General features: G+C 59.7%; 22 protein-coding genes. 21 read left to right on the top strand and 1 reads right to left on the bottom strand.

Features of this window, described 5'->3' with window-relative positions:
- Positions 1-5 precede the first annotated feature (5 nt).
- The 15 genes from LU684_RS09460 (at position 6) to LU684_RS09390 (ending at position 9331) form a co-directional block, all read left to right on the top strand.
- Complete coding sequence (locus LU684_RS09460) at positions 6-242, top strand: hypothetical protein (protein ID WP_232894500.1); 237 nt, start codon at positions 6-8, stop codon at positions 240-242.
- A gap of 80 nt (positions 243-322) precedes the next feature.
- On the top strand, positions 323-1264 hold the full coding sequence (locus LU684_RS09455; RefSeq protein ID WP_232894498.1) for a hypothetical protein: 942 nt from the start codon (positions 323-325) through the stop codon (positions 1262-1264).
- A 749-nt stretch (positions 1265-2013) separates the two neighbouring features.
- Positions 2014-2595 (top strand): hypothetical protein, encoded by a 582-nt coding sequence (locus LU684_RS09450; RefSeq protein WP_232894496.1) that lies wholly within the window; start codon positions 2014-2016, stop codon positions 2593-2595.
- A gap of 475 nt (positions 2596-3070) precedes the next feature.
- The gene (locus LU684_RS09445; RefSeq protein ID WP_232894495.1) at positions 3071-3292 is read left to right on the top strand and encodes a hypothetical protein; all 222 of its coding nucleotides are present in this window, start codon (positions 3071-3073) and stop codon (positions 3290-3292) included.
- A gap of 665 nt (positions 3293-3957) precedes the next feature.
- Positions 3958-4209, top strand: coding sequence for a hypothetical protein (locus LU684_RS09440; RefSeq protein WP_232894493.1), 252 nt, complete (start codon positions 3958-3960; stop codon positions 4207-4209).
- Positions 4206-4427, top strand: a complete 222-nt coding sequence (locus tag LU684_RS09435; RefSeq protein ID WP_053867829.1) for a DUF551 domain-containing protein — start codon at positions 4206-4208, stop codon at positions 4425-4427. The genes LU684_RS09440 and LU684_RS09435 overlap by 4 nt, the downstream gene beginning before the upstream one ends.
- Before the next feature lie 20 nt (positions 4428-4447).
- The gene (locus tag LU684_RS09430; protein WP_232894490.1) at positions 4448-4864 is read left to right on the top strand and encodes a hypothetical protein; all 417 of its coding nucleotides are present in this window, start codon (positions 4448-4450) and stop codon (positions 4862-4864) included.
- Positions 4861-5064 (top strand): hypothetical protein, encoded by a 204-nt coding sequence (locus LU684_RS09425; protein WP_232894488.1) that lies wholly within the window; start codon positions 4861-4863, stop codon positions 5062-5064. The genes LU684_RS09430 and LU684_RS09425 overlap by 4 nt, the downstream gene beginning before the upstream one ends.
- Entirely contained in the window at positions 5061-5276 is a 216-nt protein-coding gene (locus tag LU684_RS09420) for a hypothetical protein (RefSeq protein WP_232894487.1), read from the top strand. Before LU684_RS09425 ends, LU684_RS09420 begins: the two co-directional genes overlap by 4 nt.
- Before the next feature lie 269 nt (positions 5277-5545).
- The gene (locus tag LU684_RS09415) at positions 5546-6472 is read left to right on the top strand and encodes a recombinase RecT (RefSeq protein ID WP_232894486.1); all 927 of its coding nucleotides are present in this window, start codon (positions 5546-5548) and stop codon (positions 6470-6472) included.
- Positions 6469-7236 (top strand): lambda exonuclease family protein, encoded by a 768-nt coding sequence (locus tag LU684_RS09410; protein WP_232894484.1) that lies wholly within the window; start codon positions 6469-6471, stop codon positions 7234-7236. The genes LU684_RS09415 and LU684_RS09410 overlap by 4 nt, the downstream gene beginning before the upstream one ends.
- A 14-nt stretch (positions 7237-7250) precedes the next feature.
- The gene (locus LU684_RS09405; RefSeq protein WP_232894483.1) at positions 7251-7751 is read left to right on the top strand and encodes a hypothetical protein; all 501 of its coding nucleotides are present in this window, start codon (positions 7251-7253) and stop codon (positions 7749-7751) included.
- A gap of 72 nt (positions 7752-7823) precedes the next feature.
- Positions 7824-8189, top strand: coding sequence for a DUF7740 domain-containing protein (locus LU684_RS09400; protein WP_232894481.1), 366 nt, complete (start codon positions 7824-7826; stop codon positions 8187-8189).
- On the top strand, positions 8164-8493 hold the full coding sequence (locus tag LU684_RS09395; protein ID WP_232894479.1) for a hypothetical protein: 330 nt from the start codon (positions 8164-8166) through the stop codon (positions 8491-8493). The genes LU684_RS09400 and LU684_RS09395 overlap by 26 nt, the downstream gene beginning before the upstream one ends.
- A 292-nt stretch (positions 8494-8785) precedes the next feature.
- Positions 8786-9331, top strand: coding sequence for a hypothetical protein (locus LU684_RS09390; RefSeq protein ID WP_232894609.1), 546 nt, complete (start codon positions 8786-8788; stop codon positions 9329-9331).
- 68 nt (positions 9332-9399) lie between these two features.
- Here LU684_RS09390 and trbK read toward each other — a convergent pair whose 3' ends face one another.
- Complete coding sequence (trbK, locus tag LU684_RS09385; RefSeq protein ID WP_232894476.1) at positions 9400-9624, bottom strand: entry exclusion lipoprotein TrbK; 225 nt, start codon at positions 9622-9624, stop codon at positions 9400-9402.
- Between the two features lie 125 nt (positions 9625-9749).
- Between trbK and LU684_RS09380 the strand changes: the two genes are divergently transcribed.
- The 6 genes from LU684_RS09380 (at position 9750) to LU684_RS09355 (ending at position 12510) form a co-directional block, all read left to right on the top strand.
- Positions 9750-10748, top strand: coding sequence for a DUF3850 domain-containing protein (locus LU684_RS09380; protein WP_232894475.1), 999 nt, complete (start codon positions 9750-9752; stop codon positions 10746-10748).
- Between the two features lie 83 nt (positions 10749-10831).
- Positions 10832-11110: a hypothetical protein gene (locus LU684_RS09375; RefSeq protein WP_232894474.1), complete on the top strand. Its 279-nt coding sequence runs from the start codon at positions 10832-10834 to the stop codon at positions 11108-11110.
- Positions 11110-11361, top strand: coding sequence for a hypothetical protein (locus LU684_RS09370; protein ID WP_232894473.1), 252 nt, complete (start codon positions 11110-11112; stop codon positions 11359-11361). Before LU684_RS09375 ends, LU684_RS09370 begins: the two co-directional genes overlap by 1 nt.
- A complete protein-coding gene (locus LU684_RS09365) occupies positions 11358-11732 on the top strand; it encodes a hypothetical protein (protein WP_232894472.1) in 375 nt (124 codons plus the stop codon). Before LU684_RS09370 ends, LU684_RS09365 begins: the two co-directional genes overlap by 4 nt.
- Positions 11729-12190 carry a DUF2591 domain-containing protein gene (locus LU684_RS09360; protein WP_232894471.1) on the top strand — a complete coding sequence of 154 codons (462 nt, stop codon included), beginning with the start codon at positions 11729-11731 and terminating at the stop codon, positions 12188-12190. Before LU684_RS09365 ends, LU684_RS09360 begins: the two co-directional genes overlap by 4 nt.
- The gene (locus LU684_RS09355; RefSeq protein ID WP_232894470.1) at positions 12178-12510 is read left to right on the top strand and encodes a hypothetical protein; all 333 of its coding nucleotides are present in this window, start codon (positions 12178-12180) and stop codon (positions 12508-12510) included. The genes LU684_RS09360 and LU684_RS09355 overlap by 13 nt, the downstream gene beginning before the upstream one ends.
- The last annotated feature ends 33 nt before the right edge of the window (positions 12511-12543 follow it).

Genomic DNA, 12543 nt, shown 5'->3' with positions numbered 1-12543 from the left:
TCGCCATGCCCCTAACCAAGCCCAACCAAGAACTACGCCGCGACCTCCAGGGACTGGCCTCTGACCTGAAGTGGTCGGCGGTCGAACTGATGCGTATCGCGGTTCGCCTAAGTGAAGCCGGAAACGAGCATGACGCCCAGGCAGTGATCAGGATCTGCCAGGTGATGCAGGCTGGGGAGGATCGGCTGAATGGGTATGGTGAGGAGGTGAAGGTGGGAAGGATTGAGAGGTACGGAAAGTAATTTTCCCCGAGGAATGTGAGCAGATTGACGAAGATGGGCAGTCAAGCCCGCAAATGGAAAAATGATGAAAAGGGATAGAGATGTCTGAGTTTGTACTGCTGGTTGAGCATTCCGTAAAATACACGAACAAACAGCCACTGGCGGTCCAGGACGTAATAGACTCTCTGTCCGCTCTGGAAAAGGTTTCTGTTCACTTTCTTCCGGAAGCCCTGTCGCAGCTCACTGGCGCGGGTGTGATGTCAGCAGAGCTGCTGATTGAGGGGTTTCAGCATGGATCGTTCATTGAAGATACGCTTGTCAAGCTAATCTTCAAGAACAAGGAAGAAATGGACAAGTTTCTGGACAAGGTTCGAGAGGGGGGAAGGAATGTTTACAGAAATCTTCCTGGAAATGGGAGCCCTGTCTTGAAAGGGGCCGTGGCGGTAACTTGCGTGATCGGCGCTTTGGTAGCCGCGGGCGCTGGCTGGGCGATAATCAATAAATCTCCTCCGGCACCCTCTCCGATCTCCCTCAGTATAACTGATAGTAGCTTCGTGATTATCGGAGCTGAATCCTATGCTATCTCCCCCGAAAAATTTGCCGATGTCATCGAAAAAGTTGGCTCAACGGACAAGAAAAAGCTAGCTCAGGCGGCAGTGAAAATTATCGCGCCTGCAAAAAAAGAAGATGGCGCCACAGTCGTAATGAGCCAGGACGACAAACTGGCCATTCCAATCGAAACCGTCAAAAATACGCCTGATGCAGTTGAGTTCGAGCCCTTCGAAATTGACGAGCCTCACCCCGATGCCGATGTGGAAATCAGAGCTACAGATCTTGACTCTTTAAGCAGGGGGTGGGCTGCGATCATTCGTGGGCTGGTAGATCGCCGGGTTAAGCTTGTTCTGGATGAGGGTGTTGACCCTCAAAGCTTAGCTGGGAAATTTAAGGTTCGCGCCGATGTGATCGTAAAATTCAGGATGTCAGCGAAAACTAAAAAAATGGAACCAGTTTCCATCACCGTTCAGAGAATTATTGAAGACTGATCGCGCAGTTAGATTACTGAGAGCCCGCCTCGGCGGGCTTTTTCATACCTATCCGCGCCCCGCGCCGCCGCTACCTCTCAACCATCGGGTCACTGGAGCCCTTCGCCTCATACTGTGCTCGATTGAAATTGCGCTGGACCTCCTTCATGTCGGCGTCCCCGCGCTCGGTGCGTGAGGCCATGCACGTGAGCTCTCGAACTCCGCCGGGCCCTTCGATTTTCATTGCGTAGGGCTCACACGCCGCCCCCTTTCTGAGGTAGCACCTTGGGTTTTCCCCAAATATACACGCCCTTGCAGCACTATTCCTGTGGCTCTTCATAGGCGCCCAAGAGCCACCTTTTTTAGCTTGGATGGAGAAGGTGAGGCCTTCGTCGCCGACATTGGGGTATTCAGTGAGCGCCTCTGAAAATGCGCAAGGAATGTAACTTACAATCGCCAAGACCAGAGCCGGAACAATTTGGCGCCGCATAAAGACCTCCTAGGCTTCGTGATGGTTGACCTGGTCGACAACCATCACCCAGGTGACAGGAGTGTAGAAAGCTTCCGCATGATCTTCCTGCGGCCACGACAGGCGGCCATCTGAGACGGGGCATGCCTTCACGCTTTTTTCACGCCCGACCCTGCACAGTGAAGGCTCATCCGCTCCCTATATTTGCCCGCATCGCAGTGCGGGCTTTTCTTTGCCTGTGTGATGGCGGATGGCCAGAGTGGTAGGATGGGCGAATCCGCAAAACCGCGAAAGGATTCTCATGCCACTCATCACCTGCCCTGATTGTCAGCGCGAAATCTCAGACTCAGCACCGGCTTGCCCTGGGTGCGGGAGGCCTCACGGCGAATTGCAAAATGACTTTTTAAGGGCTGATGAAAGACCATACCGACCCAAAAAGCGAAGCAGGGGGCGGGCTGCAGCCAGGCTCTTTATTATTATTAATATTGGCTGGCTGGCGTGCGTCTTAGGGGTTGCCTTCCTGAACGATCACGGCGCATTTGATGGTGTCCGGATGCCCAGCTTCATTCCAAGTGTGGCTGTGGACTTCCATGCGGGCGGAGAAGGCATTATTCGCCAGCTTGGCTCCGACATCATTGGAAAACTAAGCAGAGAAAGCGCTAGCTGTAGCCGTCACGCAAAAATTGATACCGTGATAACTGAAAGGGATTGGCTCTTTTCCCGGACTGGAGCGTCATCGCTTTTCATTTCTGGCGGAAACGATACCGCGCTCAAGCTCGAATATCGCCTTGAGCTCGCCGGAGACAAGATGTATGCAATACCTAAGGACCCTGATTCTGCCCAGCAAGCACTAGCCGCGTTTCTGATCACAGGCTGCCACTAGGCAATAAAATTCATCGAAATGAGCCCGCCTAGCGCGGGCTTTTTTGTGTGCGCGTGAAAAAAAGTTAGGAATACCTATTGACGAGAAAAGAAGGAATGCCTAATGTTCACTCCATCGAGGCGCTACACAGCCCCTCGGGAGGCCCTCAAGCCTCACCGCTCTTTCACATTGATGGGAACCTCGCGGATCGATCCCGGCAACGGCACAGCGCGAGCAATAAATTCGATCCCCATGCCAGCTCTGGAACTGGCTACTGCGAAGTGAACCTTCGCCTGCTCAACGTCACGACGAACGCCAGTCAGCCAGGAACACAGGGTTGGCCGCGCAAGACGGACCGAGGGTTGCGCTTCAAACCGTCTCCCTGAAAGGTCCAGCTAAAAGGGCATCTATAGGCGCTTGGAGTGACCGCAACACGAGATTTTCTCGGTGCCCTTCTTGCGAGGGGCATCCGGAAAATCAACCGGAGGGATTCACGATGTTCAACATGGCAACCATGGCGGCTGATGAATGCCGCATCGACGCTGAAGAGCGCGCCTACTACCGCTGGATCGACAAGGCTTCCGAGCTGCTTGGCCACCAGGTTGGCCTGGGCTCGCGAGAAGAAAGCGATCTGCATGACTTCTACGCCGATGGCTGCACCCCGGCTGAGGCTGTAGCGGAGCTGCTGGCACAGGCTGAACTGGCTCGCGCTGCCTGATTTCACTGACTGGCCTTGGCGACAGGGCCAGACGGGAAATCAACCGCCCTGGAGGGCAAATAGATGATCTGTCGAATCAAGGCATTTCTGCTTGGCGTCATGGAATTTCGCCTCACCGCAACAACCTCGTTCTCCGATCTCGCTCACCAAGACGCATATGACTGGGGTCGTGAAATCGCTCACCGCTGCACGCTTCGAAGGCTTGAGCCGCACTGAACAACCAGCGCCCCGTCAGCCTGACGTTAACTGCCCGATGCCCTGCTCCCCATCGCAGGCTGCACCGGGATGTGACTTGTAGTTTGCCTCGGCGGATCAGGGGCGCCACACCAAGCTGGTGCGGCCAGTCAGGTAGCGCTGCCGAAGCTGGCGTAAGTCTTTGGGGTTCGAATCCCCGCCAAGTCACATCGCCGATGCAGTTTTCATCGATTTAAAGCGCATCACCGTGAGCCTTATGCAACTTAAGGCTCACCGCAGTAACCATTAATCGACGTACACGCAGGCGAATCCGGGGCCTACCCGGCCAGACCAGATGCATGTGAGGTAGCGCTCACCGCCTGCACCCTTCCCTTCAAAACGACCGCATCGGCAGGCGCCAGGCCACCTTTCACGGTGGGTTTGGTCACCCGCGCCTGGCTCCTGGCCAATGCGGTCCTGAGGATCACCCAATGAGCGGAATGAACGTTTCCGGCCAGGTCATGGTTCAGGAGCCTTCAGGCAGCGGCTTTTCGGCCCATGTCTACCCAACACGCCTTGATGCGGCCATTCAGTTGCTGCGCGTGATGATTCGTCGCGCCACTGACCAACAGCAGGCCATGGCCCAAATCGAAAATGCCGTAGCCGAGCTGATCAGCGAGGAGCGACATGATTTGGATATGGAAATGGCAACTGAGCGCCGGCGCCGGGGAGAAGAGCCATGAGCGGCTGGATCAAGTGCAGCGACAGGCTACCTCAGCTGCCCAAGGGTGGCGGCAAGGCATGGGTTATCGCCTACACGCCAGCACGAAAAGCACAGAGCGCCTTCAACGGCGCCCGCTTCCTCTACTGGAATGGCATCGACTGGCGTTATGGCGATGGCTCACGTTTCGAGCACCGCGTAACGCACTGGCAGCCACACCTCACCCCACCCACCGAGTAACCCACCACCTGGAGGCGACCATGGGCGCACTTCGAGCAGCACAATGGCGGTATGACCATGCTGAGCCGGACGACGACTCGGCGCATCAGGAAGCGGCGCAGCAGTGGATTGAGAACAACGCGGAAAGCCTGGTTGGCGGCTGCGACGTTTTGATCCCGCAGCGCTTTGGTGGCCCGGTTGGCGTCCGCCAAGACCAGTTCGTGGCCAAGGTGGCCGAGCACCTTCGCGCTCTGCAAGAGGCTGAGAAGGACGACCTCAACGCCTTGGCCCTCCTCCTGCTCCAGGCACAGGCCGGTGGCCCAGTGAAAAGCATGGTCGAGGATGTTGTCGGCCAGAGCGATCACTGCCGAGGCAAGCTGTACGAGATCGCTGAGTCGATGCTCGACCAGTACGCCGAGCAGGGTCTGCGGTACGAGGCAGACGAGGCGCGGCTATGAGCCCTCATAGCGTGGCAGTCAGCGCCATCGAGGCCGCAATAGAGACGATGCTTTTACCGGGCTCTGGCCCGGTGGAGGATGCCAAGGCCGAGACCCTGGTGGTCGCCTACTTCTCTCTCCTCGCTATCGACGCCGAGGAGTTCAAGCACTACTGCGAGCGTGTCCGCCGGATTTCCCAGCGGCGCAAGGAGGTTGCATGACCACGCCAGTTTTCCCGTCGATCATCGACGACCAGGTTGCCGAGGTTGCCAAGGCCCTGCCAGATGACCGCATCCTGCTGGTGTTCAAGGGCCTGACCATGGCCGACGCCATGAACCAGGCGCGCATGGCTCACATCGAGAACCCGGAAGCCTGGTCGGGCCGCGCTTACCTTTGCGGCATGTGCACGCTGGCCTACGAGGTTCGATCGTGACTTCCTGCCAGCGGGCCCGCCGCATCGCCACCTGGCGCGACTCCTTCATCGCCCTCACCTTCTGCACCGGCTGGCTCCTCCTGAGCGCCCTGGCCGGCAACATCACTTCCTGAATTCACGCCCGGCGCACGGCGGGCCTTCGGGATAACCGTACCCCTTCGGGAGCGTAAGCGGCGAGAGCGCGCAACCATCCACCGCAGCCAGGGCCTGGAGCGTACCTCCGTGCCTGGGTGACCTGGCATTTTTCCAATCCTCAACCGGAGGCGATCATGAGCAACGCCGTTGCCACAATCTCCCAGGACATTTACGGCACCCGCGACTCCTTCGCCTCGGTGCTGACAGACCGCTCGCTCAACTTCGAGCGCGAGGCAGAATTCGCAATCCAGACTATCACCGCCAACGACTATTCCATGAAGCTGGCGGTGCAGAACCGGCAGTCGGTGGTCAACGCGGTGACCAACATCGCCGCCATTGGCATCAGCCTCAACCCAGCCAAGAAGCAGGCCTACCTGGTCCCTCGGGACGGCAAGATCTGCCTGGACATCAGCTACATCGGCCTGATGGACCTGGCAATGAACACCGGCGCCATCCGCTGGGCTCAGTCGGAACTGGTCTACACGAGCGACAACTTCTCGCTCAACGGCTTCGACAAGCCGCCGACTCACTCCTACAACCCTTTCTCCAAGGATCGCGGCGAGGTGATCGGCGTCTACGTGGTGGTCAAGACCGCCGACGGCGACTACCTGACCGAGACCATGAGCGTGGACGAGGTCAACTCGATACGGGACCGCTCAAGCGCCTGGAAGGCTTGGATCTCGAAGCAGAAGTCATGTCCATGGGTCACCGACTGGGGCGAGATGGCCAAGAAAACCTGCGTGAAGCGCGCCTACAAGTACTGGCCAAAGACCGAGCGCCTGGAGGAAGCCATCCATTACCTCAACACCGAAGGTAACGAGGGCCTAGCCGCGATCAACGGCAAGGCCCAGGCCGATGCCGATCTGGCTCGGCGCTGGATCGACCAGGCAGTTTCGTGCCAGTCGGTCGACGCGCTGCAGCAAATATGGCAGGCCGGTCTGGCCGACATCAAAGCCGCCAAGGACATGGCCGCCTACAGCCAGTTCAAGACGCAGGTGGAAAAGCGCCGCGCCGAACTGCTTGAACTCGAACCCGCGACTCTGGAGGGTGAACCGCAATGATCCTCATCGAATGCGAACAAGGCAGCGCCGAGTGGCACCGGGCGCGCGCTGGCTGCATCACCGCCAGCATGTTCGGCGTTGCCCGGTCACGCACCGGCGGCCTGGACGAGAAGCAGCAGGCTTACGTGACCGCCATGCTTGCCGGCGCACAAGAGGCAGAAGCTCGCGCCGCTGCCGGCTATAAGACCGCGCCGCGCGCCGAGTCGATTCAGCGCGCGCTTGAGGGCAAGCCCGTCGGGCAGCCCACTGAGGCGGCGCTGAACTACGCCTTCAACCTTGCCGTGGAGCGAATCGCCGGCGAGGCCCTGGATAACGGTTTTGAGACCTGGCAGATGAAGCGTGGCCACGAGCTCGAACCCATGGCCCGGATGGAGCATGAGATGCAGACCGGCCTTATCGTGCAGCGCGCCGGATTCGTGACCACCGACGACGGCGCATTCGGCGCCAGTGCCGACGGCCTGATCGGAGAGGATGGGGGTAGCGAGTACAAGTGCTTCATCGCACCCGACAAGCTCCGCGCCTTCCACATCGACAACGACGCCAGCGGGATCATGGATCAGGTCCAAGGGTGCATGTGGATCACTGGCCGGAAATTCTGGCACGTAGGCATGTACTGCCCTGCTCTGGAGGCCGTTGGCCGTCAGCTGTGGTGGGCGGAGTTCAAGCGCGACGACGACTACATCGAGCAACTCGAGGCCGATCTCTGGCAGTTCAAGCTTCTGGTGGACGACTTCGAGGCCAAGCTGAGGAGCAAGGCTGCATGAACCCATCAATCGACTTGGAGGCCGCAAAAGCGGCCTTCCTTGCCTCTGGAGGCAGCATCATCGTGCTTGACGGGTACCAGTATGTGCCACACAGGCCGCACCGCGACATTGAACAGGTTCGCGCTGCGCAGCCCAAGCCACTGAACCAGAAGGCACAGAAGCGCCAAAAGCAGCTTGCGGAACTGCGCGAGCTGGCCAAGACCATGACCTACGCCCAGGCGATGGCCGAAACCGGGTTGGCACAGACAACGCTCTACCGGGCAGCGCAGGACGGAGGGTTTGCCTTCAAGCCTGACCCGCGCCGATTCCATGGCGAAAAGCAAAGGGCATATGCAGACCCTGCCGAGGACAAAGCGCTCGCAGCCAAGATCGCCGAATTGCGCGATGCCGGCCTGAACCGTCACGAAGCCAAAACCAAGCTGGGTATTTCCGACCGCAAGTTCTGCCGGGTCATCCACCTGTTCGGCGTCGACTACCCGAAGGTTGAGGGGAAGCGATGCGACGGTCCAGTTTGAAACACCAGGTCCGCCAGCGCCGGCGGCAAGAACAGTTCCACCTGCCGCCCAGCGGCCTATCGGAGCACAGACATGCAGAAAGCACCCTCTGGAGTGGTAACCCTGCCGGCCTGGATGAATCGGCCGGTCAAGAAGCTGTACAACACCCGCAGCGGCGGACAGTACCGGCCTGATGATGTGGCCATGGCCTTCGCGCTGAGCCTGCGCTTCCACGACAGCGCCGACCACCTGCGCAGGCTGGCCCGGCGCCTGGTCGACAAAGTCTGCCTCGAGCACCAGCCGAACATGAAGCGCCTGGCCCGCGAGCCAGACGATGCCAAGGTGTTCGACGCCGCGCTCAAGATCATCAATCGAGTGTGCGACCTGCTGGACATCGGGCCGGGCACAACCTTTGTACGCAATGGAGGCGATGATGGCTCTGACGCAGCAGCAGCGTGACGAGCGCAGGCGCGAGAAGGCCGAACGCCTCCAGGAAGAAGACCTGCGCTTAAAGGTTCGACCAGGGACTAAACAGGCACTGCTGGAACTGATGGAGTGGGCAGGGATCGAGGAACAGGGCGAGGCGATGACGCTGATGATTCATCACCTACACGCACTGGGCCCGGGCGGCGCGCTGCCGCTGCTGACACCTCCGCACCACGAAATCACGGTGTCACCGGCTGTGGCGCGGAAGCTTGAGAACTTCCGGGCACGTGAGGCGCTGCGAATCAGTCACGAAACTGACCGTTGTCCTTTTTCTTAATCCAGAAAAGATCTCCGCCCTTCTTGTACTCGCGACTCCACTCGTCGCCGCAGTCGATGCACTTCAGAAGCAAGCTGTGCCCGATAGCATCACGACCACTGAGCACCTGGAACTTTCCCAGCTTAGAAAAATTGTCATAGGCCTCGATCGAGGCTGAGCAGCAGCTATTAGGAAAAGGCATCTTCACTCCCTGACCCGGCCCCATGCCGGTCACCCGTAATACCGCATCCCAAACCCAATTTCCACCATGCCGCATCCGACCACGGAGGGCGGCGCATGCATGGACAACGCCATGAACATCGAGACATCGACCGTCACCAAGCTGCTGATCACCGGCGCCGAAGGCCTGGACCCGATCAGCGTCTACCTCGAAGACTTTGAGCCCTGCAAGGGCAAGATCACCGTCAGCTGCTACGACAAGACCTGGCACGCCTACTGGGGCGGCATGTGGGATGGTCTGACCATCGGCCAGTTCTTCTGCAAGCTGCACGACGCCTACATCATCGGCTACTTCGACCGGTCGCTCAGCTCTCGCCGGTTCAGTGCTGAGGCCCTGGCGGACAAGGCACGGAAGGTCATCGTGCAGATGAGGCGTGACCGGGATCTGGATGCAGAAGACGCCCGGAGCCTGCTCGACGAGGCCGAGGATGTTCGCCACACTAGCTCGCTCGATGAGTGCGGCGGTGCCCACCGCGAGTTCATGCATCGCGTGTTCGGTGACGACTGGTGGAACCTGCCGGCCGATGCCATGGAACCAAACCCAGATTGGGCCTATCTCTGCCGAATCATCGAGACGGTGCAGCAGGCTTTGGCCAAGCAGTTCCCGACCGACGCCTGACCCTCCGGCGCTGCCCGCAAACGAAAACGCCGCCTGATGAGGCGGCGCTGAATGACGAAGAACGGACGTTACCAGGTCTTCGGCTCTGACTTCTTGTACGAACCACCGGTCATGCACTTCTCGACCAGGTCTTCGCGGGCCTTATTGTCTGGAAGCGTTTTCAGGTAGTCGGGCTGACAATGTTCGCTAGTCGGCTCGTAGGCTGCCGTGTCGACGGCGTCTTCTTTGCAGCCCGCCAGAACCACTGCAGAGAATGCGGCGGCAGAGAAGAAAACCAATGCTTTGTGAGACATAAACTCATTCCTTTGAAGTGGTCGGGCGTTATAGCAAACCTCGACCAGCATCGCAAAGACCTCTCAGCGCTGCCCGCCAGCGCCTTCCCCTATTCAACGATAACGCCTCCCCGGCGAGGTATCCCATGCCCACAGAAAAGCGATCCAGCAACACCGAGATGGTCAGCGTGCCGCGTGAGCACGAGCTGAAGATCCGACAGACCCCATTGGCTGACCTGCTCAGCGGCCTCAAGACCGGCGAGATCCGGGATTGCTCAGATCGTGAGTTCGCCGTCGGCGACACGGTTGTGCTCCGCGAGATCGACGATTCCCGCGACTACACAGGCACGGTTCTACGCCGGACTATCACCCATGTGCAAAAGAACTACGGCCTGCCCGATCACTTGTGTGTGCTCAGTTATGGCCAGCCAGCCCCGCAGCCCCACCCCGAGCCGATAGCCTGGATGGTTGGTACTGCCTTCTGGTGGACCAAAGAAGAGGCAGAGCGGGATGCGGCGGCGACTGGGCTGCCGATCATCGCGGTCGGGCCGATCACGGATACCGCCAGCCCGCCCGTAGAGTGCATCCATGAGTGGACCGATGACGGTGAATTCATGCTGGTTTGCACGGCGTGTGGCACGCAGGAAAATCACGATCCAAAGTGGCGTGACATGGCGAGCGCGCCGCGAGACGGCATGCTGGTGCGCCTACTGGTTGAATTCACCGAGCATGCAACCGAAGACAGCGAATCCATGCCGTCTCCAACGATTGGGGCGAACAGCTACGACCATACTGGCGAAGACGTTTGGCAATTTGCTGGCTGGTCCTGGGAGCAGGATTGTTTCACTCAAGGCGCGGGCGATCCGATTGGTTGGCTTCCCCTGCTGGATACGCCACACACCGATCCTTGCGAGGTTGAGCGGCTGCGCAGCGCCATTAAGCAGCAGAAGAGCCTGATCGCATCGCTGCGCGCAGAACTTGTTGAGTCACGCAGCATTGACGCAAGCGCAGAGCCGACCGCGGCGATTGAGATCGATCATGACGCGCTTATCGCAGCGGTTTGCGTGTTGCGCAGTCAAGGCCTGGGGAATTTGTCTCAGGCCGTGGAAGTCGCCCGCGCCGCCCTGGAGCGCAAGCCCTACTGATCGCAGGAGTACATCTGTACTCCACCCAGCTGTAACCCCTCTCCCCTCTATTCACTGCCGCGATATGGCGGAAGGAAGAAGTCATGCCTGAAGAAAATAAAGTTGGTGGTTCGATTGAGTCGACCGAGGCCATGAAGTACGGCCAGCAGCTATGGCTGATGCTCGCGTCAACGTTTAACGAGGCCACTTTGCTCGACGGGTTCGGAAAACATCCCGAAAAGGCGCAGGCCTACCTTGGTTTCATTGCTGCAGCGTGTGGCGCCATGTTCGTTGAGACTGGCAGGGAGGCAACAATGGCTGCGCTGGCGGCAATTGCCCAGACGGTGGACAAAAAACCCCACCCCGCAGAGTCGAAGCACTGATGACCCTCCTCGCCCTCTGCCTCCTGCTGCTGGCCACCGGCGCCAGCGCAACCGAGAACGTCATCGACGTGCAGCACGACAGCCAGCGCGGCGTCACCTGCTACCTGCTCAACGGGGTCGGCATCAGCTGCATCCCCGACAGCCAGCTGCAGGCCGGCAACGAGCGCCAGCTCTCCCCGCACGAAACACAACCCGAACCTACACCAGCACTGGCGCCTGGGCGCTGGATTGATGAGAGGTATCAGCTGTGAGCGAAGCAAACGTTAACTCGGAGCCGAGTGCCTGCGGCTATTCGGTCGGTGACTGGGGATGCAGGCCAGGCGGTTACCTGTTCGATGCGGGTAGCGGCGAGGGCTACGACCCGCAAGACTGCTCCTACCTGTGTCCGCATTGCCGCACGCTGGATTATCTGGAGTCGGCCAAGGAAGAAGCCGAATCGGTCTCCAGCTATGGCGGAACCGGAGGAAGCGGAACAGGGCTGACCATTTGGATGGCGGCAGAGCGCCAGGCTCTAGAGGCGAACCGCCCGGCTGCGCTTGAGGCCCTGGCCAGTCTTGGCCCTGTACACGCCTTGGATGACGACGAAGTCGTCTTGTGCAACACGCAGCAGGAGCAGCCATGACCGACCTGATCGAAGTGAAGACGGCCGAACTGGCCGGCGAGGCCCTGGGGTGGGCCATCGGCAAGGCGGAAGGCCTGGACGTGTTCCTAGCGCCGCCGGAGTATGGAAACCCTTGGCGCGTGTTCGCCCGGCGCCAGGCCGCCGCTACCGAGCACACCAAGCGCTACAACCCGTGGGAAGACTGGGCTCTGGGCGGGCCGCTGATCGAGAAGTACCAGGTCTCGCTGTCTCCGCCGGCCAGCGCCGTGCACCGGAACTTCGGCTACATGGACAAGCGCAACGGCTACTACGAGTCGGGCCTTTGGAGCAGCACGATATTCGGCAAAGAGCGAAAGCACCGCCGCACCGCGTTCCACCATCCCAACAACCCACTGATTGTCGCCATGCAGGCGATCGCCCAGTTTGAGCTCGGCGATATCGTCCAAGTGCCCAAGGAGCTGATCCCATGCCCAGCATGATCAAAGTTCCAACCTGCGACCTGGCCGGCAAGGCGTTGCTCTGGGCCGTCGAAATGGTCGACGGTCCGATCCCGCAAGCCGCCGGCCAACTGCAACTGCCGCTCGGTGGTCAGGCCATCGACGACGCAACCGGCGAGCACCTGATCCAGAAGCATGGCATGTGGATCGAGCGCGGGTACAGCTGGCCCTGGCTGGCCTGTGTGTCAGGTCACCCTCTCGACCGCCAGCCCGGCGATACCCGGGCAGAAGCTGCAGCCCGTGCAGTCGTGCACCACGCCCGCGGCGAAACCATCAACGTGCCGATGGAGCTATGCCAATGATCCTGCCCCTGATGTGCATGGCCTATCTGGTAT

The organism is Pseudomonas sp. NMI542_15 (assembly GCF_021283425.1).
GTDB classification, from domain to species: domain Bacteria; phylum Pseudomonadota; class Gammaproteobacteria; order Pseudomonadales; family Pseudomonadaceae; genus Aquipseudomonas; species Aquipseudomonas fortuita.
This window is presented reverse-complemented; position numbering and strand designations above follow the sequence as displayed.

Coding starts and splice junctions, on each gene's coding strand:
- LU684_RS09375 (WP_232894474.1), top strand. CDS start 10,832: ATGCCTGAAGAAAATAAAGTTGGTGGTTCGATTGAGTCGACCGAGGCC.
- LU684_RS09440 (WP_232894493.1), top strand. CDS start 3,958: ATGAGCGGAATGAACGTTTCCGGCCAGGTCATGGTTCAGGAGCCTTCA.
- LU684_RS09430 (WP_232894490.1), top strand. CDS start 4,448: ATGGGCGCACTTCGAGCAGCACAATGGCGGTATGACCATGCTGAGCCG.
- LU684_RS09370 (WP_232894473.1), top strand. CDS start 11,110: ATGACCCTCCTCGCCCTCTGCCTCCTGCTGCTGGCCACCGGCGCCAGC.
- LU684_RS09380 (WP_232894475.1), top strand. CDS start 9,750: ATGCCCACAGAAAAGCGATCCAGCAACACCGAGATGGTCAGCGTGCCG.
- LU684_RS09410 (WP_232894484.1), top strand. CDS start 6,469: ATGATCCTCATCGAATGCGAACAAGGCAGCGCCGAGTGGCACCGGGCG.
- trbK (WP_232894476.1), bottom strand. CDS start 9,624: ATGTCTCACAAAGCATTGGTTTTCTTCTCTGCCGCCGCATTCTCTGCA.
- LU684_RS09460 (WP_232894500.1), top strand. CDS start 6: ATGCCCCTAACCAAGCCCAACCAAGAACTACGCCGCGACCTCCAGGGA.
- LU684_RS09445 (WP_232894495.1), top strand. CDS start 3,071: ATGTTCAACATGGCAACCATGGCGGCTGATGAATGCCGCATCGACGCT.
- LU684_RS09415 (WP_232894486.1), top strand. CDS start 5,546: ATGAGCAACGCCGTTGCCACAATCTCCCAGGACATTTACGGCACCCGC.
- LU684_RS09355 (WP_232894470.1), top strand. CDS start 12,178: ATGCCCAGCATGATCAAAGTTCCAACCTGCGACCTGGCCGGCAAGGCG.
- LU684_RS09390 (WP_232894609.1), top strand. CDS start 8,786: ATGAACATCGAGACATCGACCGTCACCAAGCTGCTGATCACCGGCGCC.
- LU684_RS09420 (WP_232894487.1), top strand. CDS start 5,061: ATGACCACGCCAGTTTTCCCGTCGATCATCGACGACCAGGTTGCCGAG.
- LU684_RS09400 (WP_232894481.1), top strand. CDS start 7,824: ATGCAGAAAGCACCCTCTGGAGTGGTAACCCTGCCGGCCTGGATGAAT.
- LU684_RS09360 (WP_232894471.1), top strand. CDS start 11,729: ATGACCGACCTGATCGAAGTGAAGACGGCCGAACTGGCCGGCGAGGCC.
- LU684_RS09425 (WP_232894488.1), top strand. CDS start 4,861: ATGAGCCCTCATAGCGTGGCAGTCAGCGCCATCGAGGCCGCAATAGAG.
- LU684_RS09435 (WP_053867829.1), top strand. CDS start 4,206: ATGAGCGGCTGGATCAAGTGCAGCGACAGGCTACCTCAGCTGCCCAAG.
- LU684_RS09395 (WP_232894479.1), top strand. CDS start 8,164: ATGGCTCTGACGCAGCAGCAGCGTGACGAGCGCAGGCGCGAGAAGGCC.
- LU684_RS09455 (WP_232894498.1), top strand. CDS start 323: ATGTCTGAGTTTGTACTGCTGGTTGAGCATTCCGTAAAATACACGAAC.
- LU684_RS09450 (WP_232894496.1), top strand. CDS start 2,014: ATGCCACTCATCACCTGCCCTGATTGTCAGCGCGAAATCTCAGACTCA.